At 43.3% G+C, this 26,976-nt stretch carries 21 protein-coding genes and 1 pseudogene; 9 read left to right on the top strand and 13 right to left on the bottom strand.

Annotated elements, in window-relative coordinates; all coding sequences use genetic code 11:
- Nucleotides 1-15: 15 nt before the first annotated feature.
- The 7 genes and pseudogenes from AOT82_RS10845 to pilG all read right to left on the bottom strand — a co-directional run bounded on the left by AOT82_RS10845 (nucleotide 16) and on the right by pilG (nucleotide 12,038).
- Nucleotides 16-1,017, bottom strand: coding sequence for a chemotaxis protein CheB (locus AOT82_RS10845; protein ID WP_071002991.1), 1,002 nt, complete (start codon nucleotides 1,015-1,017; stop codon nucleotides 16-18).
- Entirely contained in the window at nucleotides 1,007-7,915 is a 6,909-nt protein-coding gene (locus AOT82_RS10840; protein ID WP_071002990.1) for an Hpt domain-containing protein, read from the bottom strand. Before AOT82_RS10840 ends, AOT82_RS10845 begins: the two co-directional genes overlap by 11 nt.
- A gap of 30 nt (nucleotides 7,916-7,945) precedes the next feature.
- On the bottom strand, nucleotides 7,946-8,881 hold the full coding sequence (locus tag AOT82_RS10835) for a CheR family methyltransferase (protein ID WP_071002989.1): 936 nt from the start codon (nucleotides 8,879-8,881) through the stop codon (nucleotides 7,946-7,948).
- A gap of 109 nt (nucleotides 8,882-8,990) precedes the next feature.
- A pseudogene (locus AOT82_RS10830) lies at nucleotides 8,991-10,064 on the bottom strand (methyl-accepting chemotaxis protein); the annotation flags it as partial.
- Nucleotides 10,065-10,580: 516 nt separating this feature from the next.
- Nucleotides 10,581-11,111 carry a chemotaxis protein CheW gene (locus AOT82_RS10825; RefSeq protein WP_071002987.1) on the bottom strand — a complete coding sequence of 177 codons (531 nt, stop codon included), beginning with the start codon at nucleotides 11,109-11,111 and terminating at the stop codon, nucleotides 10,581-10,583.
- Nucleotides 11,112-11,114: 3 nt separating this feature from the next.
- Nucleotides 11,115-11,477 (bottom strand): response regulator, encoded by a 363-nt coding sequence (locus AOT82_RS10820; protein WP_071002986.1) that lies wholly within the window; start codon nucleotides 11,475-11,477, stop codon nucleotides 11,115-11,117.
- Nucleotides 11,478-11,660: 183 nt separating this feature from the next.
- On the bottom strand, nucleotides 11,661-12,038 hold the full coding sequence (pilG, locus tag AOT82_RS10815; RefSeq protein WP_057761576.1) for a twitching motility response regulator PilG: 378 nt from the start codon (nucleotides 12,036-12,038) through the stop codon (nucleotides 11,661-11,663).
- A 679-nt stretch (nucleotides 12,039-12,717) separates the two neighbouring features.
- Here pilG and AOT82_RS10810 point away from each other — a divergent pair.
- The 7 genes from AOT82_RS10810 (at nucleotide 12,718) to AOT82_RS10780 (ending at nucleotide 21,243) form a co-directional block, all read left to right on the top strand.
- Complete coding sequence (locus AOT82_RS10810; RefSeq protein ID WP_071002985.1) at nucleotides 12,718-13,974, top strand: HlyD family efflux transporter periplasmic adaptor subunit; 1,257 nt, start codon at nucleotides 12,718-12,720, stop codon at nucleotides 13,972-13,974.
- A 307-nt stretch (nucleotides 13,975-14,281) separates the two neighbouring features.
- On the top strand, nucleotides 14,282-15,004 hold the full coding sequence (locus AOT82_RS10805; RefSeq protein WP_058025471.1) for a response regulator transcription factor: 723 nt from the start codon (nucleotides 14,282-14,284) through the stop codon (nucleotides 15,002-15,004).
- A 76-nt stretch (nucleotides 15,005-15,080) separates the two neighbouring features.
- The gene (locus tag AOT82_RS10800; RefSeq protein WP_071002984.1) at nucleotides 15,081-17,156 is read left to right on the top strand and encodes a sensor histidine kinase; all 2,076 of its coding nucleotides are present in this window, start codon (nucleotides 15,081-15,083) and stop codon (nucleotides 17,154-17,156) included.
- 261 nt (nucleotides 17,157-17,417) lie between these two features.
- Nucleotides 17,418-18,188 carry a methionine ABC transporter ATP-binding protein gene (locus tag AOT82_RS10795; protein WP_071002983.1) on the top strand — a complete coding sequence of 257 codons (771 nt, stop codon included), beginning with the start codon at nucleotides 17,418-17,420 and terminating at the stop codon, nucleotides 18,186-18,188.
- 19 nt (nucleotides 18,189-18,207) lie between these two features.
- The gene (locus AOT82_RS10790; RefSeq protein WP_071002982.1) at nucleotides 18,208-18,894 is read left to right on the top strand and encodes a methionine ABC transporter permease; all 687 of its coding nucleotides are present in this window, start codon (nucleotides 18,208-18,210) and stop codon (nucleotides 18,892-18,894) included.
- Between the two features lie 169 nt (nucleotides 18,895-19,063).
- Complete coding sequence (locus AOT82_RS10785; RefSeq protein WP_071002981.1) at nucleotides 19,064-20,044, top strand: MetQ/NlpA family ABC transporter substrate-binding protein; 981 nt, start codon at nucleotides 19,064-19,066, stop codon at nucleotides 20,042-20,044.
- 350 nt (nucleotides 20,045-20,394) lie between these two features.
- Nucleotides 20,395-21,243 carry an aldo/keto reductase gene (locus AOT82_RS10780; RefSeq protein ID WP_071002980.1) on the top strand — a complete coding sequence of 283 codons (849 nt, stop codon included), beginning with the start codon at nucleotides 20,395-20,397 and terminating at the stop codon, nucleotides 21,241-21,243.
- Between the two features lie 86 nt (nucleotides 21,244-21,329).
- On the opposite strand, the gene ccmE is transcribed toward AOT82_RS10780, so the two are convergent.
- The 6 genes from ccmE to ccmA all read right to left on the bottom strand — a co-directional run bounded on the left by ccmE (nucleotide 21,330) and on the right by ccmA (nucleotide 24,904).
- Nucleotides 21,330-21,830 (bottom strand): cytochrome c maturation protein CcmE, encoded by a 501-nt coding sequence (gene ccmE / locus AOT82_RS10775; RefSeq protein WP_071002979.1) that lies wholly within the window; start codon nucleotides 21,828-21,830, stop codon nucleotides 21,330-21,332.
- 254 nt (nucleotides 21,831-22,084) lie between these two features.
- Nucleotides 22,085-22,306 (bottom strand): heme exporter protein CcmD, encoded by a 222-nt coding sequence (gene ccmD, locus AOT82_RS10770; RefSeq protein ID WP_071002978.1) that lies wholly within the window; start codon nucleotides 22,304-22,306, stop codon nucleotides 22,085-22,087.
- A 16-nt stretch (nucleotides 22,307-22,322) separates the two neighbouring features.
- The gene (locus tag AOT82_RS10765; RefSeq protein WP_058025463.1) at nucleotides 22,323-23,111 is read right to left on the bottom strand and encodes a heme ABC transporter permease; all 789 of its coding nucleotides are present in this window, start codon (nucleotides 23,109-23,111) and stop codon (nucleotides 22,323-22,325) included.
- Nucleotides 23,112-23,337: 226 nt separating this feature from the next.
- A complete protein-coding gene (locus tag AOT82_RS10760) occupies nucleotides 23,338-23,994 on the bottom strand; it encodes a heme exporter protein CcmB (RefSeq protein WP_071003762.1) in 657 nt (218 codons plus the stop codon).
- Nucleotides 23,995-24,037: 43 nt separating this feature from the next.
- On the bottom strand, nucleotides 24,038-24,229 hold the full coding sequence (locus tag AOT82_RS13950) for a hypothetical protein (RefSeq protein ID WP_197496661.1): 192 nt from the start codon (nucleotides 24,227-24,229) through the stop codon (nucleotides 24,038-24,040).
- Between the two features lie 45 nt (nucleotides 24,230-24,274).
- Complete coding sequence (gene ccmA / locus AOT82_RS10755; protein WP_071002977.1) at nucleotides 24,275-24,904, bottom strand: heme ABC exporter ATP-binding protein CcmA; 630 nt, start codon at nucleotides 24,902-24,904, stop codon at nucleotides 24,275-24,277.
- A 162-nt stretch (nucleotides 24,905-25,066) separates the two neighbouring features.
- Between ccmA and AOT82_RS10750 the strand changes: the two genes are divergently transcribed.
- Nucleotides 25,067-26,176, top strand: coding sequence for a hypothetical protein (locus tag AOT82_RS10750; protein WP_227517142.1), 1,110 nt, complete (start codon nucleotides 25,067-25,069; stop codon nucleotides 26,174-26,176).
- Between the two features lie 30 nt (nucleotides 26,177-26,206).
- On the top strand, nucleotides 26,207-26,974 hold the full coding sequence (locus AOT82_RS10745) for a YbjN domain-containing protein (protein WP_071002976.1): 768 nt from the start codon (nucleotides 26,207-26,209) through the stop codon (nucleotides 26,972-26,974).
- Nucleotides 26,975-26,976 lie beyond the last annotated feature (2 nt).

The raw sequence follows: 26,976 nt of genomic DNA, 5'->3' as shown, positions 1-26,976 counted from the left end.
GTCGCTCACAATCAGTTAGCGTGAATGGCTTGCTGCCCTTTCACCAATATAATCAGTCAGTTTTTTTGCCAAATCTGTCGGACTACCAACGAAACCACAATACCCTGAGTCAATAATAGCCTGAGGTTGACTCGGACATGCACTCAGACTAGGGTCTTGCGCCCACAACTGGCTGTTGTTGTCTTGAACCATATCCAAATACTGAGAGCCATCATTGCCCATACCCGAAAATATAATATTGATTAGATCGCTACCATAGACATCACTGGTATTTTTTAGAATCTGACCAATAGCAGGCTTATATTCACCGCTCCATGCTTGATCTAACAAGATGACCCTACCAGCTGAATCACAGACTATTTGCTTATCAATAGGGGCTATGAGGCAATGCCCTGCTCGCAAACGCTGCGAGGACGCGATAACCTCACAGCGCCAATCATTATGGCGATTGAGTATCCGTGGTAACGTACCAATCATGGTCTGATTGAAATGATGCGCCAATAAAATACACACTGGCAGTGTCGCTGGCACATTGTCTAAAAATTCTTTTACCGCACTAGGGCCGCCCATAGACGCGCCCAGAAACACGACATACTGCCAGCTTCTTTCAGTGTCATCGCCCTTGTATTCGGGAGTATCGATCAGGGCTGGTAGTGCTAAAAGCTTTGCAAGTTTACGTTTTAACTTACGCTGCCATTTACCATATTGCTGTGCCTCATTGAGATACGGTGCTTGGCTAAAGCCCACCAAGACAGCCGCTGATTTTGACGCGATTGTTGCGGTTGCTACACTGTCGTCGTAATCACTGTCTATCAGCCAAATATCAATATCTACATTAGACAGCTTACTTTTTGCTTGCCACTGTGCTCTTGACACACAACCTACAAGGGTAAAGCCGCAACTACGTACGGTATCTGAAAAAGCCAAGCGCTGGCGATGATCCTCTGCCATTACCAGCACTTTGATATCATGATTGCTTTTTTGTCGCAGTGCTAAAACACGTGCATTATCCGTCATTAGTTAGGCTAACCTCTTCACCTAGTAGTCTTTGAATTTTTTCAAGAAGCTCTTTTTCTTGGAATGGTTTACCCATATAGTCGTTCACCCCAATCTCTAGAGCACGCTCACGATGTTTTTCTCCAGTACGTGAGGTAATCATAATAATTGGGATATGCTGTAATCGACTATTGAATCTGACCTGAGTCGCCACCTCGAATCCATCCATACGCGGCATTTCGATATCTAACAAGATCATATCTGGTGTTGTATCTTGTAGTATCTCGATTGCATCGATGCCATCTTTTGCAACCGCCACATTGAATCCTTGACGCTCCAAGAAGCGAGACGTTACCTTACGTACAGTCACTGAGTCGTCGACTACTAGTATCGTTGATTTGGTGGCGATACGTCCTCGCTTGGTACCCGCAGATTTTGAGAGGTTTTTGACCAGCTGTGCATTACGCATTAATGCAATTAAGTCTAGGATGAGCATTACCGAGCCATCACCCATGATAGTAGCCGCTGAGATACCCGGTATATTCGATAATTGCTGTCCTAGAGGCTTAACAACAACTTCGATACGTGATCCTGCAATCTGATCAACTTGCAGTGCAATATTTTGCCCTGTGCGGTTTTTAATAATAATCAGCGGCAGACTGGTGTTGGTATTAACCACCAGCTCGTTCAGTTTATTACCAGATAAGATCTCGTTGAGATAGCGTACACGATATTCCGTGTCTTCAAAGTTCAATGTAGCATCATCTGAATGATAATAGTCATAGAGCTTTTCTGGGTTAACCCGTACCACGCGCTCAATCTGTACCAATGGTATTGCATAGTAACGATCTGCGGCGCGCACAACCAGCGCATCAGAAACAGCAACAGTCAATGGCAAGCGCATCGTAAATTTAGAGCCTTTGCCAAGCTCGGAGACAACAGAGACCGCACCGCCTAACTGACGAATTTCACTAATAACAACGTCCATGCCAACGCCGCGTCCAGAGATCTGTGTCACCTGCTTACTAGTACTCAGCCCAGCATTAAAGATATATTGCATAATATCAAGATCAGAGAGACTGTCATCGTCTGCATCAATAAGACCTTGAGAGATCGCTTTATTTCTTACCGCTTCTACATCGATACCACGGCCATCATCTGATAGTTGGATGACAATCTCACTACCTTCACGATGTACCTCAAGCGTAATATTACCATTACGCTCTTTACCTGCTTTTAGACGTGCTGATGTGGTTTCGATACCGTGATCGACAGCATTTCGTAGCATATGCTCAAGCGGTGAGGTAATCCGCTCTAGGATGGTTCTGTCCATCTCATCATCAGCGTTGATGATGGTCAGCTCAACCGATTTATTCAACTCATTAGCCGTCTGCCGAACAATACGCTCAAGACGCGGTGTCAGACGCGTGAATGGTACCATACGCGAATTCATCAGCCCATCTTGCAACTCAGTCTGTGTCCGCGATAGCTGTAGCAACAGGCTTTCACTATCACGAGTCTTTTCTAATAAAGTATGGTTAATATCCACCAAATCCGAGGCAGATTCTGTCAATGATTTTGATAATTGATTCAGTGAAGAATACTGATCCATCTCGAGAGGATCGAAATCCTCATTATCAATCAGCTCATCATCTATTTGTGACAAAATCTGAGCTTCAAGCTCAATCTCCATACGGCGTAACTGATCTGCCAGTCGCTGTACCGTTGTACCCATCTCTTCGATACTGTTGGTCAAGCTACTAATACCCATATCAATACGGGCGCGGTTAATCGCTGACTCACCAGATAGATTAATCATATGCTCAATCAGACCACCTGAGATACGAATCATTTCATTACTACTAGTGCTGTCGTCCTCCTTATTGGTATTACTGAACATAGATGGCATCTCGCTAATATCTTTTGCAAGATAGTGAGAGTCTTGGTTTTCTTTGGCAATCAAAATTGCTTCGCGCTGAGACTGTAGGGATTCTTTAGGAACTTGTTTGAGACTATCAGGATTTCTCCCAAACTGCTCTAACGCCTCGATCAATAGTGCAGGCGTTGGTGGATTGACATGTTGCTGAAGAATAAATACGGCATCAGCAAGCCAATCATGACTGGCAACTAGCAATTCTAATACTTTCTGAGTAGGGGGACGACGGTTACTCACAAAATCCGTATAAACCGACTCCATTTCATGAGCCAAATCAGCGATACCGGACGCAGTCACCATTCGGGCACCGCCCTTAATCGTATGCAGATCTCGCTGAAGTGCTTGTAATGCTGTGGTATTATTTGTGTCGTTCAAGAACAAATGCAGGTATTTATTACGATTGGTAAGCTCCTCCGCCTCTTCTAAGAACACCGATAATATGTCTGGATCAGGCAACCCATTAGCCCATGATTGCTTAATCATGGTATCTAGGCTGAGCAATTCTGATGTTTCGGTATTGCTAATGGCCTCATCCGCCACTACGTTTTGAATGTCTGGTTCAAAATAGTTTTTCGGTACTGGTATGATCAGCTCTACCGTTTCTGGTAAGGTTTTTTCTTTTTCAAACGTTCTTAGTTGCTCAATCAGCTCTGAGGTGAAAAAGGATTTTTTATGATTCACGATATGCATCACTTGTTGCGACATCGTGTCTTGCACCATTTGCATAATCTCAAGCCACTGTGTCGTCGGCTCTCGTCTGTTTTCTACAAAAGACTCATAAACACTTTCTGCTTCGTGAGTTAGATCACCAATACTACGAATGCCAGCCATCCGTGCGCCACCTTTAATGGTGTGCAAATGACGCTGTAATACTTTTAGCGAGTTGATATTAGTAATATCGTCACGCCATTTATTGAAACTCTCATCTAGGGCGTTATCAAGTTCTTGAGCTTCTTCTAAGAAAATCTCTAATAGCTCAATATCCGTATCAATCGTTTCAAATTGGATTTCAGGTGCTGAAATAGCTCGAACGACAAAGCCTTCGTCGTTATCGTCAAGGTTATCATTTTGATAGATACCTTGTAGCTCACTCATTACCTGCTGGTCTATTTTCAATGACGTACTACCAGCTAGGGCATCGAATAGCCCAATCAACTGGGCATGACCTGATAGCAGAATAGATTGAATATCTCTATCTCTCGCTTTATCAATATTATCACTCAGGTAACTATAGGCATTACCTAGCTCATTCAGAACGGTAATGAATTTTGGAAATGCTTGAGCTTTATCTATTAAACAGGTGATTTGTGAAATTTGCTGCGCGATATAGTCTTGACTGTGTTCTTTTTCAGCATGACCGAGCGCCTTCTCTAACTCCCACTCAGCATCTAACAACGTGTCGATATTATTATCTAATAGCTCTTCTATCGTTGGTTTGCTATTAGTAACAACGGTCGCATCAGCATCACTAATGACATACTGCTCAGCCAGCATTGCTTGCAATGACGCTATGTCTTGCTCTTGCTGACTGTGTGAATCTTCTACTATGACACTACGCTGCTGAATATTTTGTTTGTAGCTACTTAAATAACCATTTATCAGCTTGGCAGATTGCGCTAAAGCCTCTAGATGTTGGGCACTCATCGCTATATCTTGCTGATGCAATAGCTCCAAACTGTGCTCTATCGCTGCGCTAACTTCGCTGATAGCAGCCAAAGCACTGGAGCCAGATGCGGCTCGTAATGTATGAAATGCACGTACTATTTCATCCGTTATCTCAATCAGTTGCTGATCTTGATTGTCGGTGACAAATTGATCAATGTGATGAAGTAACTCTTCTGCTTCATCAATAAATATCTTACAAAATGCTTTTTCTTCTTCGCTTTGAGGCGCTAAAACAACAGTTGCCTCTGCCATTTTTTCGTTGACAGAATGGAAGGTCTGTAGCGTCATGTCTATCGCTTCATTAGTCTCATCATAGGTAGGATTGTCTTCGTCTATGCTAGTTATCAATACGGGCTCTTGCGCGGCGTCAGCTTCAGAATGGCTTGTTGCTTGCTCATATAAGCGAGAGTAACTAAACGCATCACCCTGTTGCTTACTATAGGCATTGGCGCAGGCAATCCATAAGGGCACTAAAGCTGGGTAATCTTGGCTGTTATTTTCAAATGCTACTAACATTTCAGGATAAGCGGCCAATACATCTGACATCAGCTGACACATATCGCTTGAGACAACAACACTATGATCCAATACGCGATTAAGCATATTCTCTATCGCCCATGCTAGCTCGGCGGTGTAGTTAGCGCCCACCATGCGACCAGAGCCTTTTAGGGTATGAAAACCGCGACGGATATCTTTTAGAGCGGCAAGGTCAGTCGATACTAGCTGCCAACCTTCATATAAAGGTACGATTTCGGCAAGTACTTCCTCGGCCTCTTCTATAAATATCTCTTTAATATCAGGATCTCCATCATTCGCATCGGCTGCTAATTGCTCGGTTTCTTGCATAAACGGGATAAGTACTGCTGGAATCTCTAAACCAGATAGCGATTCTGGTATATTTGTATTATTGCTTTCAGAATCTGCTCCTTCAGCACCATCAACGCTCGAAAGTAATGTTTCTAACGATACATCATCCATTGAATCAGAGTCATTGATACCTAACGCTACTTCAGCTGATGTTTCAGTGATTCCAGTCTCAAACGTATCTAAACCAGCATTGACAGGCTGCTGCGTCATTAGGTTACGACTTTTCAGAATAGTAATAGCAGGATCAGAGCTTGGTAATTGTTGTGCGGCAAAATCTGTCAGTAGCACTGGCAAACGTTCCGCCGTCTCTATTACCAGACGTACGACATCGTCTGTTACAGGGAGTGTCTTATCCAACAGACGGTTAAGTAGGTTTTCTATTGACCACGCCATCTCACTGATGCTAAAGGCACCAACCATGCGGCCTGAGCCTTTTAAGGTATGAAAGCTTCTACGGACTTCGGTCAAGGGTGTTAGATTTTGTGAATCCTGCTGCCAAATAGGAAGAAAATCTTCTAAATCAGTAATGACGTCGTTCACTTCTTCGATAAAAATATCACGAATCTCTTCATCAACTTCAAAGTTGTCAGGCTTGAGTTGTTCACGAGCACGCAGCAATGCATCACTCTCTACATTAGGATTAGTATCAGTGGTATCTTGCGTTGCTATCACCGTTTCATTATCTGAGCTGGTCACAGGCGCGATCTCACCACTATCATCATAACGAAGCACATTCATCGCGACTGGCTTTTGCGTCAGCCATGTATCGTTAGTTGTTTCTGGTGAGTTCGCATACGCATTAAGAAGCTGTGATGCTTTCGCTGCATACTCATTTGCCTGCGTCAATAAGTTTTGATCAAAGACTTGCTGCGCAAGATAGTCGAGTAACAATTCAATCGAGGTCAGACTCTCTGCCAAGGCTTGGGTCACATCCCAGCTAAGTACAGCAACCTCATGAGTGAGCAGTTGTGTGAATATACTACCTATATTTTCTATCGTCTCACTAATGACTGGCAGTCCCATATCATCAAAAGCATGGGCAATCTTGTCAAAGTCAGCAATGACTGGTAAAGACTGGATATCTTGACGTTGTATATACTCGTTAAAGCTTTCCTTGATTTCTTCAACGGCAATACGTAGCTCACGTAAGTCACTGTCAGTAGAAACTGACTCATGTCTACCTTCATCCTTTACATCACTGCTATCAAACGCTTCAGGTATAATAGCAAAAGAAGAAGAAGCGCCAATTTTGAGTGATATTGCCTGCTCGGTATCGTAAATAGCACTATATAGCTCTTGTAACTTGCGCTCTATGTGCCATTGCTGCTGCGTAAACTCTGTCTCTGATAAGCGTGCTTGCTCTAAATCTGTAAGGATCGATTCAACTTGCGACGCATATTGCACCCAACCTCGACTCTCAAGCTGGCTCTTTATATGTCGTAGAGGGTTTATTAGCGTATCTGGCTTATCTAGATTGAAGATAAGAGTCTCAATCTCACTGAGCAATCGCGTTAAAAAACGTAAGGTCGCAGGCTCACACTGTGATATCTCATTAAGGGTAGATTGAGTTCGCTCGCTACTATTCTCTAGGTAGATGAGCTGAATATAGACACTGTTGATTAAGCCTTTAACAAGGCTCGAAGATAAGTGCGTAGGCTGAGTAGCAGATTCTATGACGCGATCAAGCTGACCTAATAGTGGCGCATAATATTCAGGTGATGGCGCTTCATTATGGGCAAGATCACTCAGCCACAACTCGCTCAAATACCATAGACGCTGTAAATCATTGTCTTGAGTATTCTGCCATAGATATTGACTAACTTTTTCTAAAATTTGTAGAACAGGTGCCTGATTGATATTGGCAACCAGCAATTTTTGTACTTGCTGTCGCCACACCAGTAACATCTGCTGATAGTGTTGATCTTCTAAATTGGTCGTAACATTACTCGTGGGTACTGCGATCTGAATGCTATTGACAATATCTTCATGAACCATACCTTCATGAGTATCATCATTGTTTAGATGCGCATGCTGGGTATCAGTAGCATCTATAAATGCATCTGCTTCCACACCTCGTTGCGATAGTATCTGGGCAAGCTCATTAGTAGCCTTATTTATTAGAGCAGGGTTGTATTTGCCTAGATGCGTATATTGATTGAGCGCATGTTGCAATAACTTATGAGAAAACTTGCCTATTTGACAGTCTCTAGCAGACAGATTGTGACTAGCCCCCAAGCTCGCCATAAAACTCAACTTATTGGCAAGATCTGCTAGTAGAGGCAAGCGAATCATAGTCAGCGCACCACTAACTTGATAGTAGTGCGATGTCATCTGTTGATAACTGTCGATATCGGCACCTGATTGCCAGCCATCAGATATCTGTGATAATTGCTCATTGAGCAGTGGCGACAACCACTCAAGCGTCACTATGTCATTGGGCTGCTTTTTCATAGGTTTATCCTAACTCGTCTAGGCACTAATTTAGGCACTAATTTTTTGCCACACATTCACTTGTGGGTGCGCAATACGGCGCATATTCGAAGGGCGCCAAAACAACGCCTCACCTGGAGCCAATATAATATATCCCTCTACCGCACACTGCTCTGATAGCCATGCCAAAATATCACGCTGATCAAACTTGCGAAAATACAGCAGCATGTTTTGGCAGATAATCACATTTTGGAGATGCGAAGTGGGTGATTTTTGTTCAATAACATTGTGTAGAGCAAAGCTAACATAAGGTCGTAAAGCTGGCGCTACTTGCCAGTCAAACTGAGTATTGATAGACCTTTCTACTTTACTAGAAGTATCAGCCATACTCAGCTCATTACCTGCATTCTTGGTGATCAAAGGGTAAACAAACTGCTGACAATTTTGAGGAATTAATGAATACTGCCGTTGATCATATTGTCCTAATCGCGCGTTTGTAATCGCTTGCTCGCTCACATCTGTTCCCAGTATCACATGATTGGATAACTGCGCTGCTGTCAGACTCATGGCCAGTGACCAAGTCTCGTGCCCACTTGCACAACCAACGCTCCAAATGCGAAAGGGCTTACTCCTGTCATCTGCACACTTGTCTATTGCATATCGTGTGATGAAATCGATAGAAGGTTTATGACGAAAAAAGCGACTCTCATGAATGAGCACTTTGTCTAATAGCTGCTGACGAATCTCATTATTCTTTGGTAATTGATACCAGAGCTGCTGAGTAGTGAGTCCATTTAATGTTGCTGTGTGGTCAATGGCATTGGTCAACCACTGCAGCTGTGTATTTGGCAATATAAAGCCAATCTCTTGTTCTATATATCTCTGCCATTGCTGTAAATTAGCACTATCGCCCTGTATCATCTCATCACCCCATACAGGTTCAAATGTATTAGATAGAGCCTTTTCTGCTTGTATATGATTGTTCACGTCGCCTGCTATTATTAATGCTGCACGGCGTCAGAACCTATACAGCATTTTAATTAAAATCTTATACAAAAAGACGTATCGATACCGATTCAATATTCAAGCTAAAAGGTTAGACAATTTCTGATAAAGTTTGTTCAGAGTTAATCATTTCATCATCTAACAATTCATCATCATTGGATACTTTAAAGCCAGTAACCGATTCTTGTAGTGCGGCAGCCATTTCACTCAACTCACCAATAGAACGTGCTGTGGCCAACGTACCAGATGAGGTTTGTGAAGTAATATCTTGAATGATATTCATAGTATGAGAAATATGGCCAGCAGATTCAGCCTGCTGTAATGCAGCATTTGAGATGTTCTGAATCAAGTCAGCCAACGTGTTAGAAACGCTCTGTACCTCTTCTAGTGCTTCACCAGCATCTTTTGCCAAACGAGCACCACGTACTACTTCAGATGTCGTCGATTCCATCGACATAACAGCCTCATTAGTATCTGCCTGAATGGTTTTTACCAATGTTTCAATCTGTTTGGTCGCATTCGCTGAACGCTCAGCCAGACGCTGAACCTCATCAGCAACAACTGCAAAGCCTCGACCAGCCTCACCTGCCATCGATGCCTGAATGGCGGCGTTCAATGCCAGAACGTTGGTTTGGTCTGCAATATCGTTAATCAAGCCAACGATATCACCAATCTCTTGAGAAGACTCACCAAGGCGCTTGATACGTTTCGATGTCTCTTGAATCTGATCACGAATAACGTTCATACCTTCAATCGAACGCTGTACAACTTCTGCCCCATTATAGGCAATGGCAACTGAACGCTGAGCAACCGTCGCAGACTCTGACGCATTATTCGAAACTTGGTCAATTGACACGGTCATCTCATTAATAGCGGCTGATACACCAGCAATTTCTTGCGCTTGATGTTCAGAAGCTTCAGCAAGCTCAACAGCGTTCATCTGCGTTTGATCTGAAGACTGTGCAACTCGGTCGGCAGTACTGTTAATAACCAAGACCAATTGACGTAATTGGTCAATTGCGAAGTTGACTGAGTCAGCAATTGCCCCTGTAAAGTCTTCTGACACGGTAGCATTGACCGTCAAATCACCTTCTGCCAAATCCCCTAACTCATCAAGTAGGCGTAGAATAGCGATCTGGTTACGTTCATTTTCTTCTTGAATTTGACGAGCTCGTTCAGACTCTGCTTCTGCTTCTTGACGGCGGCGTAAGGTTTCTTTTTCAATCAGCAAACGCTCCGATCCACCACGTTGCTTAAGCAATTGATACGAGGCAAACATAATACCCAAAGCACCAATAGCAAAGACAAGTGCTGGTAAAACAATTGTTTGATTAAAGTTAGTAAAGTCTTGACTCACCGATAACACCGCGTTAGCCAACCAAACGACACAGACCACACTCAGCAGAATAAAAAATCCTAATAATAGATTCCACGTATTATTGGTCTCTTTGCCTTCTACAGTTGTGTTGCCTGTACCAGCTACAGGTTTTCTTTTAACATCACTCATCTTGCGTATCCCTTTCAAACAATCGTCAAAGTCTTATCGTGACTGACTTTGACAATCTTGTTGTTATCAAAACAATGATTAGCAAAGCCTGTATAAATACTGACATTCCACTGTATCGTGTCAGCCGCTATTAATCTGTCGTTACCGAATAAATAGATGTTTTATTGTCGATTACTATATCGCAGCATCTGAATACTGCAGATCTTGTGCCAGCAAGCTTGGCATGAAAACGTACCACTCCTGCTCGTCTTTCAAAAACTTACCATGGTTATAAGGTGCAAATGGTGAATTGGAATCAATCGCTTCTGGGCGGTAATGTTCCTGAGTGAACTGTTCGATACCAAGCACTTGATCGACCAGTAGCCCTGAAAAGTTATTATCGTGATCGATCACAATAACTTTGCGCTGGCTTAGCTGTGGCAAGCGGCTTGGCACTTGTAAAAAGCGTGACAAATCCGTCAAAGGTAGTAGTCGTCCGCGAATATTGGCAATACCTAGCATCCAAGGCTTTACTAGAGGTAAGCTAGTGTATTCTGGCATGGATAACACCTCTGATACCTGACCCATAGGAGCAACTAAGCGCTGACCACCAATCTCAAATACCACCCCTTGCCAATCAAACTCTTGACCACCGCGGCGACCGCTTTTGCGCGCACGTGCCAAATCTGCTAGACGCAGAAGCTCAATGAATCCTCTAGAGGCCACAAGTTACTCCATCACTTTGCGAATCATATTGACCAATACGTTTTCATCGACTGGCTTATTCATATACTCTTTGGCACCTTGACGCTTGCCCCACACTCTATCGGTTTCTTGATTTTTGGTACTGATCATAATGACAGGTATATGAGCGGTGGTTTTGCCGCGAGTGATTTTTCGCGTAGCCTGAAAACCGTTCATTTCTGGCATTACTACATCCATTAAAATGACATCTGGCAGATGATCAGCTGCCATCTGACAGCCCTGCTCGCCATTTGATGCTTCTAATACTTGAAAGTTATTTTTAGAAAGCATGTCGCGAAATTTCGCCATTTCTGATGGTGAGTCGTCAATGACTAAAACGGTAGCCATAGGATTTTCCTTTATTTTCTAAAATATCTATGAGGATATATTGTTGATAAAACGACTGAAAATAATGGCCAACAACTTATTCGTGATTTATTTTTATGCTAGTCACTTAGTATGTTAGTCACTTAAATAGTGAGTCATTATTTTTAATCTTAGCAATCACTATATTTGAGTCTATAGAGCTGATTAACGGTACTGGTTAATCGCATCAAAAAGCTCATCTTTACTAAATGGTTTGGTCAAATACTCATCAGATCCGACGATGCGGCCACGGGCTTTATCAAATAAGCCATCTTTAGATGACAACATAATCACGGGTTTATTAGCATAATCAGGGTTATTTTTTATGAGTGCACAAGTCTGATAGCCATCTAAGCGCGGCATCATGATGTCGACAAAAATAATATCTGGGTTGTTATCAACAATTTTTGCTAAGGCATCGAAGCCATCTATAGCGGTTACGACTTCACAACCCGCTTTTTGTAGCAAGGTTTCTGCGGTACGGCGAATGGTTTTTGAATCATCAATCACCATTACTTTCAAACCTTCAAAATTATTTTCCATTATCATTATCCTATGAACGACTATTTATTCGTAACGCTCTCTGTCTATATAAAGCTCTAACACTCATCTTAAGTCATGATATCAGTCAATATGAGACCAATACAAAAGACTGAGACTTCATTAGACCTTTTATGACAGTGAATACCTTTTATCAGTGTCTGCCCATCAAACACAGCGTCAACATGAGTTACTATACGCACTTTGCTCGTAATAAGCTCATAAAATTGAGTGCGATTTTTAGCTTTTTAGGCCTGATATTTTACTTCTATAACCATCAAGCAAAGTCGTATTATCTCTTAAAACACTCAAAAGTTTTTGAACTCATTTACTGTCAGTGACAACGTCATTTAAACAACGAGGCAACCAACTTTATGATATCCCTGCATTATATAGAATCAATAACCACATTGCTGAATAATTTTCTTTTGTGATAAAAATGTATCACAGTATTTCGTTATGTTTGTTTTAGCACAGTTATTGATGCTTTTCCAGTCATTAGCGAATTAATGTTCTAACTAATGAGTATCATAAACCGCTGTTCTTATTTAATAAGTCGGCAACCTCATCTATTTTCTTATGACAAACGCTTACGCTATCTAAGATTAGTAAGTGTGGCGCAATTGTTCCACCGCGTATCTATTCACTATATAATGAAACGACGACTATAACGGTGACTGCTATGACAGCCTTTAAACATTCCAAAAAAAGCCTCTACTTGCTCAGCGTTTTATTGCTTGCTGCTTGTCAACCCTCACCATCTGAGAATGAATCAGTCGCTCCCGAAAACACGGCAACGGCAGACTCCCCCGTTGTCATTACCAGTGATAGTGTCACGATCACACCAGAACACATACTCAGTATAAAGTCTTCCCGTTATCAGCCAAGTCTAGGGCTGCAAGGTAGCATCGAGCCTATCAAACAAACCAAATTTGTTGCAGTACATCCCGTCAATATAGAAAAAACGTTCGTTAGCGAAGGTCAATGGGTAGAAAAAGGTACGCCTTTACTAGTTGTCAGGCGTTTGGCGGCGGTGAGTGATCCTACCGTAAAATCAGACACATCTACAGAAGCCAACTCTTCTAAAGAAGAGATAGTGACAAGCACTACCAATAATAAGAAACCAGAGAGTACACCAAGTATCGACGACAATTCTGACTCTAGCTCTACTAAGGCTTTATCTGTTGATAATGATGCTAATGTAAATAATACTAACAATGATAAAAAAGAGTCGTCAGCAGCAAACCTTGTCACAGATAATAGTGACAACACCGATGGTAATGGTATAAAAGCTGCTACTAAAAAACCGAACCCACAATATAATTTGGTGACGATAGCTGCTAGCTTTTCAGGTCGTGTAGAAAACCTATATGCCACAACTGGTGAAAAAATGGCGGCGCGCACGCCCCTATTAGAAATTAGTGACGAGACCAAATTGCACTTTGCGGCGACACTACCCATTCAAGCGGAGCCTCAGCTTTCAGTTGGTCAGACTGTCAATTTTACGACCGAAGGTATCACTGACAAGTTTACAGGTCAGGTCAGTAAGCTTGTGCCTACCAGCCAGCCAAAAAAACTGTTGGTGTATGTTAACGTCATTGACAATGAAGCCAGCCGTGACAAGCTACAACCAGAAATGAAGGTCACGGGGCGAGTCAATTATGGACAAATAGACGTAGGTACTATCGTGCCTAAGCGCGCCTTGCATGATGTTGACTTAACAGAGTTACAAAAACCGCCTTATATGCCGCTTAAACCGTTGACCGCCAATGTCTGGATTATTGGCCAAGACCAGCGTCTGACACGCCAGCCTATTGAGGTTGTTGAGTATGATCCGACCACGCAACAATATTTGATTGCTGGTGTGAGTAACGATAGTTTAATTTGCTTGGCTGACTTACCTATTGACTCTGAAGGCAAAAAAGTCATCGTGTCATAGCCATTCACGCTGACAGTTACATTTGGTAGAAACATTAACAAAGCCTATCTTGTTTTGTAACAGCATCATTAGGCAATATAGTCGTACTATATATAGCACTATCCGAGTATTTAGGACTATCTTTATCACTACGTATTTTTATCATCATGATAGTTCAGTACTCTAAAACACCTGAAAACTTAGAGGCTCAGAGGTTTAATGGCATAGAATGTAAAAACTATTGATACTTCTATCATAGTTATCATAGTTAAGCGACTAGCACACATTAGACCTTTGGCAAATTATAAGAACAATTAGAGGATATCCCATGAGCAAGCAGATTTTATTGATTGAAGATGATCCAGATTTAGCAGAGCTGATCAGTGATTATTTGACCATGAATTACTATGACGTCCATCATGCAGGTTTGGGTCAAGAAGGCCTTGATCTGTTAGATACCAAAGAGCGTGATATCGATTTGGTCGTACTTGATTTGATGCTACCTGACATGGATGGCATGCAAGTATGTCAAAAAATTCGTGGCAACAAGAATAATATGACCAATAAAGTACCTATTATTATGCTGACCGCAAAAGGGGATACAACTGATCGCGTGTTAGGTTTGGAGATGGGTGCTGATGACTATATCGCAAAGCCTTTCGAGCCGCGTGAGCTTCTCGCCCGTATCCGTGCTGTTATCCGTCGTCATGAGCAGCCAAACCAAGCGGATAGCCAGTCAGATAGCTTAACCTTTGGTCGTTTGAGTGTGTTCCCTGACAGTCACGAAGTTACTATCGATGATGAGCCTGTACGTTTAACGACACATCAGTTCCAATTACTACACTATTTTGCTACCCATTCTGGCAAAGTGCTAAATCGCGAGCAGCTTTGGCAGGCAATGCCAAACGACGACAGCTCAGACAACATCGATCGTGCCATTGACGTGCATATTTCACGTTTGCGTGCTTTGATCGAAGACAACCCACGTCAACCAAAACGCATTATCACGGTGCGCGGTGTTGGTTATCAATTTGCCACTGATCAGGTTTGATCATAAAAGATGGATTAATCGATAGAGAGCATATTAAGCTCAGTCGATATTAGTGTCCAATAACAGAGATTGTTTAATGCAGCAATTGGGTTTTCGTTCCGTATTTGCCAAACTATTTGCCAGCGTTATGCTGGCACTTATTTTATTTGCAGTTGCTATGGTGCTATTGACCCAACTGGTGCATGACAAGGACGCAGGAATCCGATCAGAGATATTGGCCACGCAGATTTTGGGTCAGATTGATCCCTTTTTGCATGAGTTAAATATCTCTATCAGTAAGGACAATCACCTACAATCACGATTTATGCTAGCTGTTGTCAAAAAAAGCTTTGATATTTTTGATGAGTCACTACAGGCCAAAATGGGCTTGTACGACAGCGAAGGTCGGTTGCTCATGCAAACCGATAATAGCGATTTGCCGCTAGAGCTACCACCTACGCCATCTTTATTTTCACGTGTTTTTCCTTCGTTTGCAGATACCTCCCCTACTAAGCAGGCTCAAGTCTATAGCAGCACTGGCTATACTCTGCTGTATGAGTCGCGTTTACCTCCTAAAAAGCCCGTGCTTTCTGCAGCGCTGAATCTGTTTACAGGTACGTTGTTGCTGCTCATTATTATGGCCGGTGTTCTGTGGCTGATTGCACGGACCATGACATGGCGTATCGATCAGTTAAGTCAGCAGATGGCTCAGTTAGGGGATGGGGATTTTACGGTTCGAGTGAACGCTCGTGGTAATGACGAAATTGCCTCATTGGCGCGTGGGTTCAACCAAGCAGCGCAAAAGATTGAGCACCTCGTTGATGCCAACAATTTATTATTGGCGCATGCTTCTCATGAGTTGCGTACGCCTATCACGCGCATTCGCTTGCAGATTGAAATGATGGATATGTTGGCAAGCGGGCTGCCAGCAGATACCAAGTCCAAGTTTGACAAACGCGCTCATGCCATCACTCGCGATCTGTCAGGTCTCAATGATTTGGTCGAAAGTATATTGTTGGTCAGCCGTCTAGACGCAGGTCATGCCTTGCAGCAAATTGAAAACTTGGATTTATACGATTTGGTCAATCAAGAACGTCAGCACTATCCTGAAGCCACGTTGATTGGTGAGCACATCATGATCGACGGTCAATCATCAATGTTGACTCATCTCATTCGCAATCTACTGACCAATGCCATGCTTCACGGTAAGCCGCCCATTACCGTGTTACTGTACGGCGTTCAGACTATCGAAGATGCTGGCACTGTTCCTGATTACCTATTGCAGACCGTGCTCTCTAGCAGTTTCACCGATTATAATAGCTTGTTGGATTTTGACTCTTATGAAGAGCCGCTTGATACCAATAGTGATGAGCAGGAGTCTGCTTCACCCGAAAATGCCGACTCTACTCTGAGCAATAAAGACAAAATTGATTCAGTCGAGCCAATAGCTGTCTTGCCAGCACCGCCAATCTACAAAAATGGTGAAAATCTAACAGTCGATGAAGATGTAAATGCTGATATAAGTACAGCTCTTAACCTTATTAAAAACACCCCAAGTTCTGTAAAACCTGATGCTCATATTGCTAGCACCGATTTAGATAAAGTGATTTGGAAGGCCGTTCCTGATTCTAAAGACACTTCAGACTCTAATAAAGACGCTAAGAAATCCGTACATGATAATCTTATCGAAACTACAGATGGAACAATCGACAATCGTGCGCATGCTCTTGAAAACGATAGCAATCGAAAAACTGACAAAGTAGCAACCGATACAACTATCCACAAAAATGGCAGCAAAGATAAAGCGAAAAACAGTGCTAAAGCCAACACCCAAAATAATAACGAAGCCGCAGCCACACCGCGTAAAGAAGGCTTATTTGCTAAGCATCTCAAAAAGGCAAAAGCCGAGCCTGTACGTCCCCTACCAAAATATGCAGTACTAGCGGTGATTGATGAAGGCACAGGTATTCCTGAAGAAAAACGCGAAGAAGTGTTTAGTCCCTTCGTACGGTTACAGCAAAAGAATAAAGGGTCAGGGTTGGGGCTTTCTTTGGTTTCTCAGATTGTCACCGCGCATCAAGGGCGGATCACTACTGATACGCTAAACGGTCATACTCGCTTTTTAGTCGCCATACCCGTTGAACATGACCCTCATTACAATCAGCATGACTGATCAGCCATGCTAAAAACATCTGATTTTTCTCGTATCACGCATTCTACCCCTCTCCCCCCTTTCACATACCCTCTCCTTAATAGCTATTCATCATAAGTCAGTCACGGATGTGCATATCCAAAGTGACTGATAATATGCTATATTACCGCCCCTTATTATACGGTTATTGACTATTGTCGTTTTGATGGGCTTCTTATCTAGTAATAGAAGCATAACGACACACGATGACCATTAAAAAATTTATTGAATTTTGAGCCCTCCATGAATGACATGATTGTCTTAAACGATGTGACCAAAAGGTTTTTAAGCGACCGATCAATCAAAGACAAAGACGGCAAACCACATTGGTTTACTGCTGTTGAGCCGACATCTCTGACTATCAAACAAGGCGAGATTTTTGGTCTAATGGGCTATTCAGGCGCAGGTAAATCTACCTTGTTGCGCTTGATTAACATGCTTGAGCGTCCAGATTCAGGCCAAGTGGTGATAGACGGTACTGACTTGACCACGCTATCTGCCAGTGAACTGCGTATTGCTCGTCATAATATCGGTATGATTTTTCAGCAGTTTAATCTCATGACTAATCAAACCGTTTTTGACAATGTGGCGTTCAATCTAAAAATCTCAGGCTATCCTAGCCGCGATATTCATAAACGCGTTATGGAATGTCTTGAGATTGTCGATTTAACTGATCGCGCTGGACATTATCCTGCGCAGCTATCCGGTGGGCAAAAGCAACGTGTCGGTATTGCACGCGCGATTGCCCCGAGTCCAAAAGTATTGCTGGCCGATGAGCCAACCAGTGCGCTTGACCCTGCAACGACTCGCAGTTTGCTGACTTGTTTGCGCGATATCAATGAGCAACTTGGTGTGACCATCGTCATCGTAACCCATGAGATGAGCGTCATTCGCAGACTCTGTGATCGCGCAGCATTATTGCATCAAGGTCAGCTATTAGAAGTGGCCGATGTACGAGATGGTCTGATTCAGGCAACTACCCCGATTGGCAAAGGCTTAGTCGTTGAGGACTAATGAGGCAGGAGAAATAAATATGTTAACTGGTACTGAATTATCCGCCTCTATAGACAAGCTGCTTGCCCTACGCAAAGAGATTATGAGTGCGTTTGTTGATACGTTTATCATGCTTGGTATTTCAACCACGGTCGCCATCCTTATCGGTGGGCTCTTTGGCGTATTCTTGTTTTTGTCTAGTGACCGACAATTTTTGCAAAACAAGACACTCTATGGCGTACTTGGCGCCATTACCAACTTTATGCGCGCCTTCCCTTTTGTGATTTTGATGATTGCGATGAGTCCGTTTACCAAAGCTATCGTCGGTACTGGTATCGGTCCTATCGCCGCCTCTCTCGTCCTTGCGATTGCGGGTTCGTTTTATTTTGCGCGTTTGGTTGAGCAAAATTTGCGTGAAGTACCGCGCGGTATTATTGAAGCAACTGAATCGATGGGCGCCAGACCTTTTACCATCATCAAAGTACTGCTCAATGAAGCGCGCTCAGGATTGGTACTCTCGGTCACTATTCTTTGTATCAGCTTACTCTCTTACTCAGCAGCGGCTGGTATGATCGGCGGTGGTGGTTTGGGTGATTTGGCCATTCGTTATGGCTATTATCGCTATCAGACCGAGGTGATGATTTTTATCGTGCTGGTGTTGTCAGTGATGGTGATATCGATTCAAGCGTCTGGCAACTGGCTCGCCAATCGTTTAGACAAACGTTAAACCGCTTTAGAGAATACTTGACATTACGAGCGACTAGGTTTATTTTTGGCAACACTCAACCCTTATCTCAGCTCTCACAAAAAAGCAGCATTACTATTTATAATGTTGCTTTTTTAATGTTTCGACGATAAACGTTTCACTCAATTTTATTCATTATTAAGGACATATTATGAAATTAACAGATATCAGCCGTCAGTTAGCCACCGCATTTGCCGCGGTTGGCGTATCAGGTTTGGTCTTAGTCGGTTGCAGCAACTCATCAGCGCCAGAAGCGAACCAAGAGCCTGTTACCGAAGGTGCCACTGCAGAAACGACTGCGAGTACTAGCGACATCGATCCTGAACACACCAAAATTGTTATCGGTACGACTGAAGGTGATTTTGCTGATATGGTTCGTAACCAAGTAAAAGGCACACTTGAAGCTCAGGGTTATGAGGTTGAGTTAGTTGCATTTACTGATTATGTTCGTCCCAACCTTGCCTTGGCAGAAGGCGACTTGGACATCAACATCTTCCAGCACAAGCCATATCTTGATACCTTCAAAAAAGAGAACAACCTTGATCTCGTTGAAGTATTCCAAGTGCCAACTGCACCACTTGGTATCTACTCAGGCAAAAAGTCTAGCCTAGATGAAGCATTCAAAGGCATGAGTGTTTCTGCACCGAACGATCCAAGTAACTTTGCTCGTGCGTTGGTCATGATGGACGATCTTGGCTGGATTAAACTAAAAGACGGTATCGACCCATTGACTGCATCAAAAGCTGACATCGCTGACAACAGCAAATACGATATCGATATCGTTGAGCTAGAAGCGGCTCAATTACCACGCGCGCGTGATGAAGTTGACTTTGCAGTAATCAACGGTAACTATGCAACTGACTCTGGCATCAAGCTGACTGAAGCTTTATTCCAAGAGCCAAGCTTTGCTTATGTGAACTGGTCAGCGATCAAATCTGCTGATGCTGGTAAGAAATGGGTTGAAGATGTCACCAACGCCTATAACTCAGAGGCTTTCAAAAAGTACGCGCATGAAACGTTCCCTGGCTACAAGTACCCAAAAATCTGGGGTTCTGACACTAGTGCAAGCACTGATACCGCAGCTAAAACTGACAGTACTGAAACGGTAGAAACAGAAGCCGCGGCTCAGTAAGACACTAAAATCATCAGTGCCCAGCCATACGGGTACCTCGATGATTATCGGCGCTCATCACTTAACCGTGGTGGGCGTTTTTTTAATGTCTTCGTTTTGCTGATCTTACCTCTTTTTAAGCTTCCTATCATCCTAACAGGTTATCGAGTTCACGTTACAGCCTGTTTGTCCTTTGTAGGGATGCGTCACACGCTCTTCCACTTTGCTCTAGTTTTTCTTATAGTAGACAAACTTGATTATTAGATTAGCTAAACAACTGCTAAGTTTTCCTACTAGTATTAAATGTTTTGTTTAAAACCATTTTTAACTCAAGACATACTATAAATTATAAATAAAATAAGGATAAAAATATGAGGACTAAAAACTATAATATTCGTACCGCAGGACAAGCAAATATTCCCGTTCTAGGACTGGGTACTTGGCAATCAACTGGTCAAGACTGCGTAGACGTGGTTAAAAAAGCTTTAGAAATGGGCTACGAGCACATTGATACCGCTCAAGCGTATGAAAATGAAAAAGAAGTGGGCGAAGGTATCAAGCAATCCGGCGTGGCGCGCGATAAATTCTTTTTGACGACCAAAATTTTTCCAGATGACATGAAATTTGAGCCAGAAAAGCTCAAAGCTGCAGCTAAAAAGTCTCTAGAAAATTTGGGCGTGGACTATGTCGATCTATTGCTACTACATTGGCCAGATGATCGTGTACCATTATCTGAGACCATCCCTGCCTTGTGTGAGCTGCAAAAGCAAGGGTTGACCCGCCATATCGGTGTGTCTAATTTTAATATTGATCACATCATCGAAGCCAAAAAATATGCGGATGTACCAATCGTTGTGAACCAAGTAGAATTCCATCCGTTCATCAAGCAAGATACCTTGCAGGCATTTTTGAATAACCATCATATTTTGCTAGAAGCTTACTCACCACTCGCTCGTGGCGATGTATTTGATAACGATATCATCAAAGAGATTGCAGATAAGCACAACGTCACGCCAGCACAAATCTCATTGGCATGGATCTTATCAGACAAACACCGCGTTGCCATCCCAAAAACGTCTAACCCTGATCACTTAAAAGGCAATTTAGACGCCATCAAAGTAGAGTTGAGTGCAGATGAATTAGAAAAAATCGGCAAGCTAGCCAGTTCTGATGGTCGTAAGATTGAGCATCCTGATTATAGCCCTGAATGGGATGACTAATCATTAGCTGAATAGCTAAATACAATGTATTAAAAAGGCCACCGACTATCGGTGGCCTTTTTATATGTCATCAATACTTATCATCATTACTGTTGCAGGGTTTCAGTCTCATGAATTCTTTCGGCAGGATTATATTGTTCAGAAGAAGGCACTGCCCCGCTACGATTGTTTTCTTTCATTGATTTAGCGACTTCTGGTGGCATATAGTTTTCATCATGCTTTGCCAATACTTCACCAGCGACAAAGGTATCGCCTTGCATCTTGCCCGTAGCTACCACACCTGAGTTTTCGGCAAATAAGTCTGGCAAAATACCTTGATAAGTCACAGGTACGGTTGATTGAAAGTCAGTAATCGCAAACTCAACATTCAATGGATTGTCTGCTGCACGCTGCACACTACCTGCAACCACCATACCACCAGCACGAATACGCTTGTCTTGAGGCGCCTCACCTTGAGCGATAGCGGTCGCATCAAAATAATAGTCGGTTTGCTGCCCGATAGCATAAATAACCAATATGACTGCTACAGCTGCACCTGCCAGCGTAAACATCACCCACATCAGCTTTTTCCGACGAACTGCATTCATACCTCTACCTCGTTGATGAGTCTCTGTTTTAAATACAATTAGCCCATAAAACAGAAAATATTAAAGAAACGACGATTAGAAAAACGCTTGCAAGAAACATTGTCAAAAAATCTTTCTAATCGTAATCTTCTAATGATCATATGATAGCATTTTTCGGACAAATCAATAAGCCCTATAGCTACTCGCGAGGTCATATTTTTGTCAATAAAAGCATATAGTTTCTTACGCTAAAACTCTGATATTAATATATTTTCTCAGTCATATTGCTTGGTGATCGGTGTGGATTTTTTGGTCGTGCGCTGTGCCTGACGCGCTTGCTGAATCGTCAGCTGCTTGATAAGCGCTTGTCTTTGTCTGCGACTATAAATAATAAAAGCCAGCATCACACCGATGGTAATCGCCCAACATGACCATACAAAGACCCCATGCTTACCCATGGCGACAAACTCAGATATGCTATAAAAGTAAGGCTGCATAGTAGGTTCCTAGCCGTTATTTGTGTTGAGCACGAATGTATTCTTTGACCCACGCTTTGCCTTGGTCACGATGTAAGATCAGCGTATTGGTACGATAAATCGCCATGGTCGCAACCAACAAATAACTACCGATAATCATGAGCAACAGTGGCATCCACATGTCAGCTGACATCTTCGGTGCTTCGGTCAGACTAAAAGTGGCACCTTGATGTAAGGTATTCCACCATTCTACGGAGTACTTGATAATCGGTAGATTCACCGCACCAACAATAGATAAAATAGCAGCCGCTTTACCACGATTGGCCGTGTGCTCAAACGCGGCAAACAGCGCCATCACCCCTGCGTACAGAAACGCTAATATCAGCATTGAGGTAAGACGCGCATCCCATACCCAGTAGGTCCCCCATGTTGGCTTGGCCCAAATAGACCCTGTGAGCAAACTGATCACACAAAGCAAAAATCCCATCGGAGCCAATGCCTGCGCGACCAGACTGGCCGTCTTAATCTTCCACACCAAATAAATCACCCCCAAGACGGCAAGGGAGAAATAGATAGAGATAGCAAGACTGGCTGCTGGAACATGGATAAAAATAATACGGTAGCTATTGCCCTGCAAATAATCAGGCGGCGCAAAAGCAAGACCCCATACGCTACCAATGAGCAAACAGAGACTGGCTAATATCGCGAGCCACTTGACCCAAGGACTAAAAATCTGAAAGAACTGCTTGGTACCTACGGTGGTCAAGAAGCCCTGCCAAATGCGCTGCCATAGGCTAGGAGACGAGACGTTATTCAGGTTGGGCATGGGAATAAACCTATTACACAGCTTACTGGTCATGACCGATGTGGCCTACAAAAGCACACTATCAGCTCACCTGCTGGCGTTAAACACTGGATAGAATCTACAAAGAGCTGTTTACGTATTCAATTGACTATTATAGCAAAATTGCCCGTTTTCAACACAATGATAATACATGGCGCTCAGATAACTGGATTTAGACGACTGGGTTTTTAGTCTTTCGCAAATGTACTTAATTGAGCCATGACATTTTTAGAGTCACTGCAATGACCCACGGCATGACCAAAACGGATATAATACTTCCTGCCAGCAATAGCGCCAAGATGGGCAAACCATTTAAACCAGTCGCAAATAAATCTACCGCGCCTGTGGCAAAGATCAATACAGGCAGCTGCATTGGCAATGCAATCAATGGTACCAATACTGCGCCATTCTTCAATGACAGCGTTAAGCTACTGGCGACCGCTGATAGCATCAAAAGCATCGGACTGCCTGTCACGATAGACGCCATTAATATCCACGCTTCAAACCAACTCAGCTGAAATAAAGGGACTGCCAGCAAACTGAGTATCGCCACGATACCACTACTAAAAATCCAGTGAATGACCAGTCTAATAAGCACCCATAGCGGCAATGACGCGTTGGCGACGACCAATTGCGCAAGCGTACCATTATCAAGTGCAGGCTTGAACAAGCCATCAACACCCATCACCAAGGACAGCAATGCAGCAATCCACACGGCTGATACGCCAAGACGCTGCAAAAGCGCAGGCTCACTACCGACCGCTAGTGGAAACAAGGTGATAATCACTAAAAACAGTACCAATGGGTACAACCATTGTACCGCCCCTTGCTGCTTAACTTGCCATTCACGGCGCCACAACTGCATAAACCCAATACTGCGCGGCGTTGTGACAATAATATTTGATTTTTTATTCGCGGTTATGGTTGTGCTCACTTGCATTGGACTGTCTGTCATTATTCATCCTTTTACCGATACTGATGGTACTGATAGCAGTCACATTTAGACCATGTAATCTGACAAATCGAGCATTTGATTGGCGACACCTACTGCCTGATGACTGGTCATGAGTATCGAGCCGCCAGCCTGCGCAAAGTCGCATAATTCATCCTTTTACCGATACTGATGGTACTGATAGCAGTCACATTTAGACCATGTAATCTGACAAATCGAGCATTTGATTGGCGACACCTACTGCCTGATGACTGGTCATGAGTATCGAGCCGCCAGCCTGCGCAAAGTCGCATAACCGTGCTTCCATACGTGCCACCATATCGACATCGAGCGCGGTAAACGGCTCATCAAGTAACCACAGCGGTGTGACAGCTGGCGTCAATAAATACAATCTTGCCAGTGTGATGCGCCGTGTCTGACCAGCGGATAGATGACTCGAGCTGATGGTCTCAAACCCTTGTAGCCCAACCCAAGTGAGTGCATCGTCAATATCAGTAGCGCTAGGCGTGATGCCATATAAATTCAATAAAAATGTCAGGTTTTGTGCCACGGTTAGATTTGGATGGATACCCAACTGGTGCGAAACATATAACGGTTGAATAGGTAGACCTGATAGACCTTGATAAGAAATCTCACCTGTTAAAACCGGTAATAATCCTGCCAGCTGCATAAGCAACGTGGTCTTTCCGGTTCCATTTGCGCCAATCAGATGACAAATGCTACCTGCTGATAGATGTAATGTAACCCCTTCACAGAGCGGTATCTCGCCGCGCTGAACCGTCATCTCATCAAGCGTTAGTACAGGCGTATCCAAAACCGTCATCAAAACCTCTGGTTATTTATCAAGCAGCAGTCAATATTCATCACAAACAAAGGTAATGTTCGTGGCATAATACCCTATGCTCACCACAAACACACAGTATAACAAATTGTCGATTACTCTTACTTCAAAAAGTACGAACTCAAAAAAATACGACCTCAAAATATGACTTCAAAACCTATGCAGACTTCACAAGATAGCCAAAATCAAATGCCAGATGCGGAGACTAATAGTGTCAATGTAGACACCAACTTGTCAAAAGCACCATTAACCAGCCGCTTGACGATAGACAGCTTGATTGACACGCAAGTTGATTTTATGCAGCAATGGTTGTTGCAGCAGGCTGAACCGCTTGCCCTCGAAGCATGGCACTGGTTTGGCGCGCAGCCCTTAAGCAACTACATCACCTGTGACCATTTACAGCATTTAATGAAAGACTGGCTGTTAAATCAGCCAATGACTGATGTAATGCGCAAAGATATTCGTGACATTTTGCATACCATTATCTATCATCCAGTCAATGACAACGTGCCTTTGTCTGAGCTGGTCGATGACACCCAAATTCAGACCCTTGCTAACTATATTGGTAGCCATGAGCAGCAGCGTAACGTCCTCATTCATACGCTGGTGGGTAACGAAACCTTTGCGGATCTATTGACCCAAACGCTCTATCACGCTATCAATGATTTTATGGAGACCACGCTTGATAAAGCGGGCGGTGTTGGTAAACTGATGAAGCTTGGGCGCAGCTCGTTTGAGAAAGCGACCAATAGAAACCTCGATGAAAAACTACAAACGTACTTGCATCGCAATATCAAAGACTTGACGCGCAGAGCTGAGGCCAATGCACAAGCGCATTTGTCAAATCAAGAAGTGGCGCGTCTGATGGTCATGGGCTGGGATCGTATCAAAGACCAACCAATCAGTGAGCTACAAACTTACTTAAGCGATGAACCTGATAATAGCAGCATCGATCATATTGAAGCCAGCATCCAGCAAAGCTACAACCGCCTGCGACTGTCACCCTATCTACACAGTTTGGTATCAGCGAGTATTGATACTTGGTATGCCAATCATCAATCCGACACGATAGCGACCATTGCGGCGAGTTTGCATATCAATGAAGAGGCTATGGCGCAATGTAGCAGCGCTCTATTACCTATCGTATACAACGCCATTGAAACGCCTTGGTTAACGGCTCATATTCGTGACATGCTAGAAGCATTCTATGCACAGCCTGCTATCAAAGAAGGCTTGGCGCTCAATCACGATTAATTTACACCCCTTACTTGTCAGCATACTATTATGAGTCAACCCAATAAACTCAGCTTATGGCAAAAAATCAAACAGTTACTGACTGCTTCTGCCCCGCAGCCAGTAACTGATGCTGCGAGAAAGAAAAACAGGATGGCTTCTGCTAATACCACTCAAGCAGCGGACAGCATCAGCCCTGTAGACGGTTCTCATTCGGGCAATGATCAATTATCAACGCCTGATGCCACGCTCAAAACCGATGAAAAAAACACAGCCCCACCACATCATAACGAGACGCCCATCGTTGATTGCTTAAAACAGTACTTCAATGACAAGCAATGGCACTATACGCACTATCGTCCCAAAACCGGCGACAGCCAGCAATCGCATCATTTATCCCTAAGAATGCGTCATAAAAAAATAGACTGTGGTTACCTGTTTCGTGTTCAGGAAAAAAATAAACTGTTAGCAATCTATGGCATTTTGCCATTTTTGATACCAGAGAGTCATCAGAGCGCTGCCCTACTACTCATCACTCAAATTAACTATGACATGCTTATTGGCAACCTAGAGATGGATGTCAATGATGGGGAAATACGCTACAAAAATGCGATCGATGTCGAAGCGGTTGGTATCGATACTGAGATCATTGAGCACTCACTACAAAGCGTCGTTGCGATGACCACGGTTGCAAGCGAGCTATTTGGCGACTTGATTAATAATCAGGACCCTGCTGAAGATATGCAGACATTACTGACAGAGCTGCGCCAGCAATCAGATGCACGCACATTCTTTTTACCGACGCAGTTTGTTCAGTAATG

The organism is Psychrobacter sp. AntiMn-1, from assembly GCF_001854065.1.
GTDB classification, from domain to species: Bacteria; Pseudomonadota; Gammaproteobacteria; order Pseudomonadales; family Moraxellaceae; genus Psychrobacter; species Psychrobacter pacificensis.
Note: the sequence above shows the minus strand (reverse complement) of the source record. Positions and strands in the feature narration are given on the sequence as shown.

Excerpts from the sequence above, each read along its gene's own strand:
- ccmD (WP_071002978.1), bottom strand. The coding sequence starts at position 22,306 with ATGCAGCCTTACTTTTATAGCATATCTGAGTTTGTCGCCATGGGTAAG.
- ccmA (WP_071002977.1), bottom strand. The coding sequence starts at position 24,904 with ATGACGGTTTTGGATACGCCTGTACTAACGCTTGATGAGATGACGGTT.
- AOT82_RS10765 (WP_058025463.1), bottom strand. The coding sequence starts at position 23,111 with ATGCCCAACCTGAATAACGTCTCGTCTCCTAGCCTATGGCAGCGCATT.
- AOT82_RS10745 (WP_071002976.1), top strand. The coding sequence starts at position 26,207 with ATGAGTCAACCCAATAAACTCAGCTTATGGCAAAAAATCAAACAGTTA.
- AOT82_RS10790 (WP_071002982.1), top strand. The coding sequence starts at position 18,208 with ATGTTAACTGGTACTGAATTATCCGCCTCTATAGACAAGCTGCTTGCC.
- AOT82_RS10795 (WP_071002983.1), top strand. The coding sequence starts at position 17,418 with ATGAATGACATGATTGTCTTAAACGATGTGACCAAAAGGTTTTTAAGC.
- AOT82_RS10800 (WP_071002984.1), top strand. The coding sequence starts at position 15,081 with ATGCAGCAATTGGGTTTTCGTTCCGTATTTGCCAAACTATTTGCCAGC.
- pilG (WP_057761576.1), bottom strand. The coding sequence starts at position 12,038 with ATGGAAAATAATTTTGAAGGTTTGAAAGTAATGGTGATTGATGATTCA.
- AOT82_RS10785 (WP_071002981.1), top strand. The coding sequence starts at position 19,064 with ATGAAATTAACAGATATCAGCCGTCAGTTAGCCACCGCATTTGCCGCG.
- AOT82_RS10805 (WP_058025471.1), top strand. The coding sequence starts at position 14,282 with ATGAGCAAGCAGATTTTATTGATTGAAGATGATCCAGATTTAGCAGAG.
- ccmE (WP_071002979.1), bottom strand. The coding sequence starts at position 21,830 with ATGAATGCAGTTCGTCGGAAAAAGCTGATGTGGGTGATGTTTACGCTG.
- AOT82_RS10810 (WP_071002985.1), top strand. The coding sequence starts at position 12,718 with ATGACAGCCTTTAAACATTCCAAAAAAAGCCTCTACTTGCTCAGCGTT.
- AOT82_RS10840 (WP_071002990.1), bottom strand. The coding sequence starts at position 7,915 with ATGAAAAAGCAGCCCAATGACATAGTGACGCTTGAGTGGTTGTCGCCA.
- AOT82_RS13950 (WP_197496661.1), bottom strand. The coding sequence starts at position 24,229 with ATGCGACTTTGCGCAGGCTGGCGGCTCGATACTCATGACCAGTCATCA.
- AOT82_RS10820 (WP_071002986.1), bottom strand. The coding sequence starts at position 11,477 with ATGGCTACCGTTTTAGTCATTGACGACTCACCATCAGAAATGGCGAAA.
- AOT82_RS10750 (WP_227517142.1), top strand. The coding sequence starts at position 25,067 with ATGACTTCAAAACCTATGCAGACTTCACAAGATAGCCAAAATCAAATG.
- AOT82_RS10845 (WP_071002991.1), bottom strand. The coding sequence starts at position 1,017 with ATGACGGATAATGCACGTGTTTTAGCACTGCGACAAAAAAGCAATCAT.
- AOT82_RS10780 (WP_071002980.1), top strand. The coding sequence starts at position 20,395 with ATGAGGACTAAAAACTATAATATTCGTACCGCAGGACAAGCAAATATT.
- AOT82_RS10760 (WP_071003762.1), bottom strand. The coding sequence starts at position 23,994 with ATGCAGTTGTGGCGCCGTGAATGGCAAGTTAAGCAGCAAGGGGCGGTA.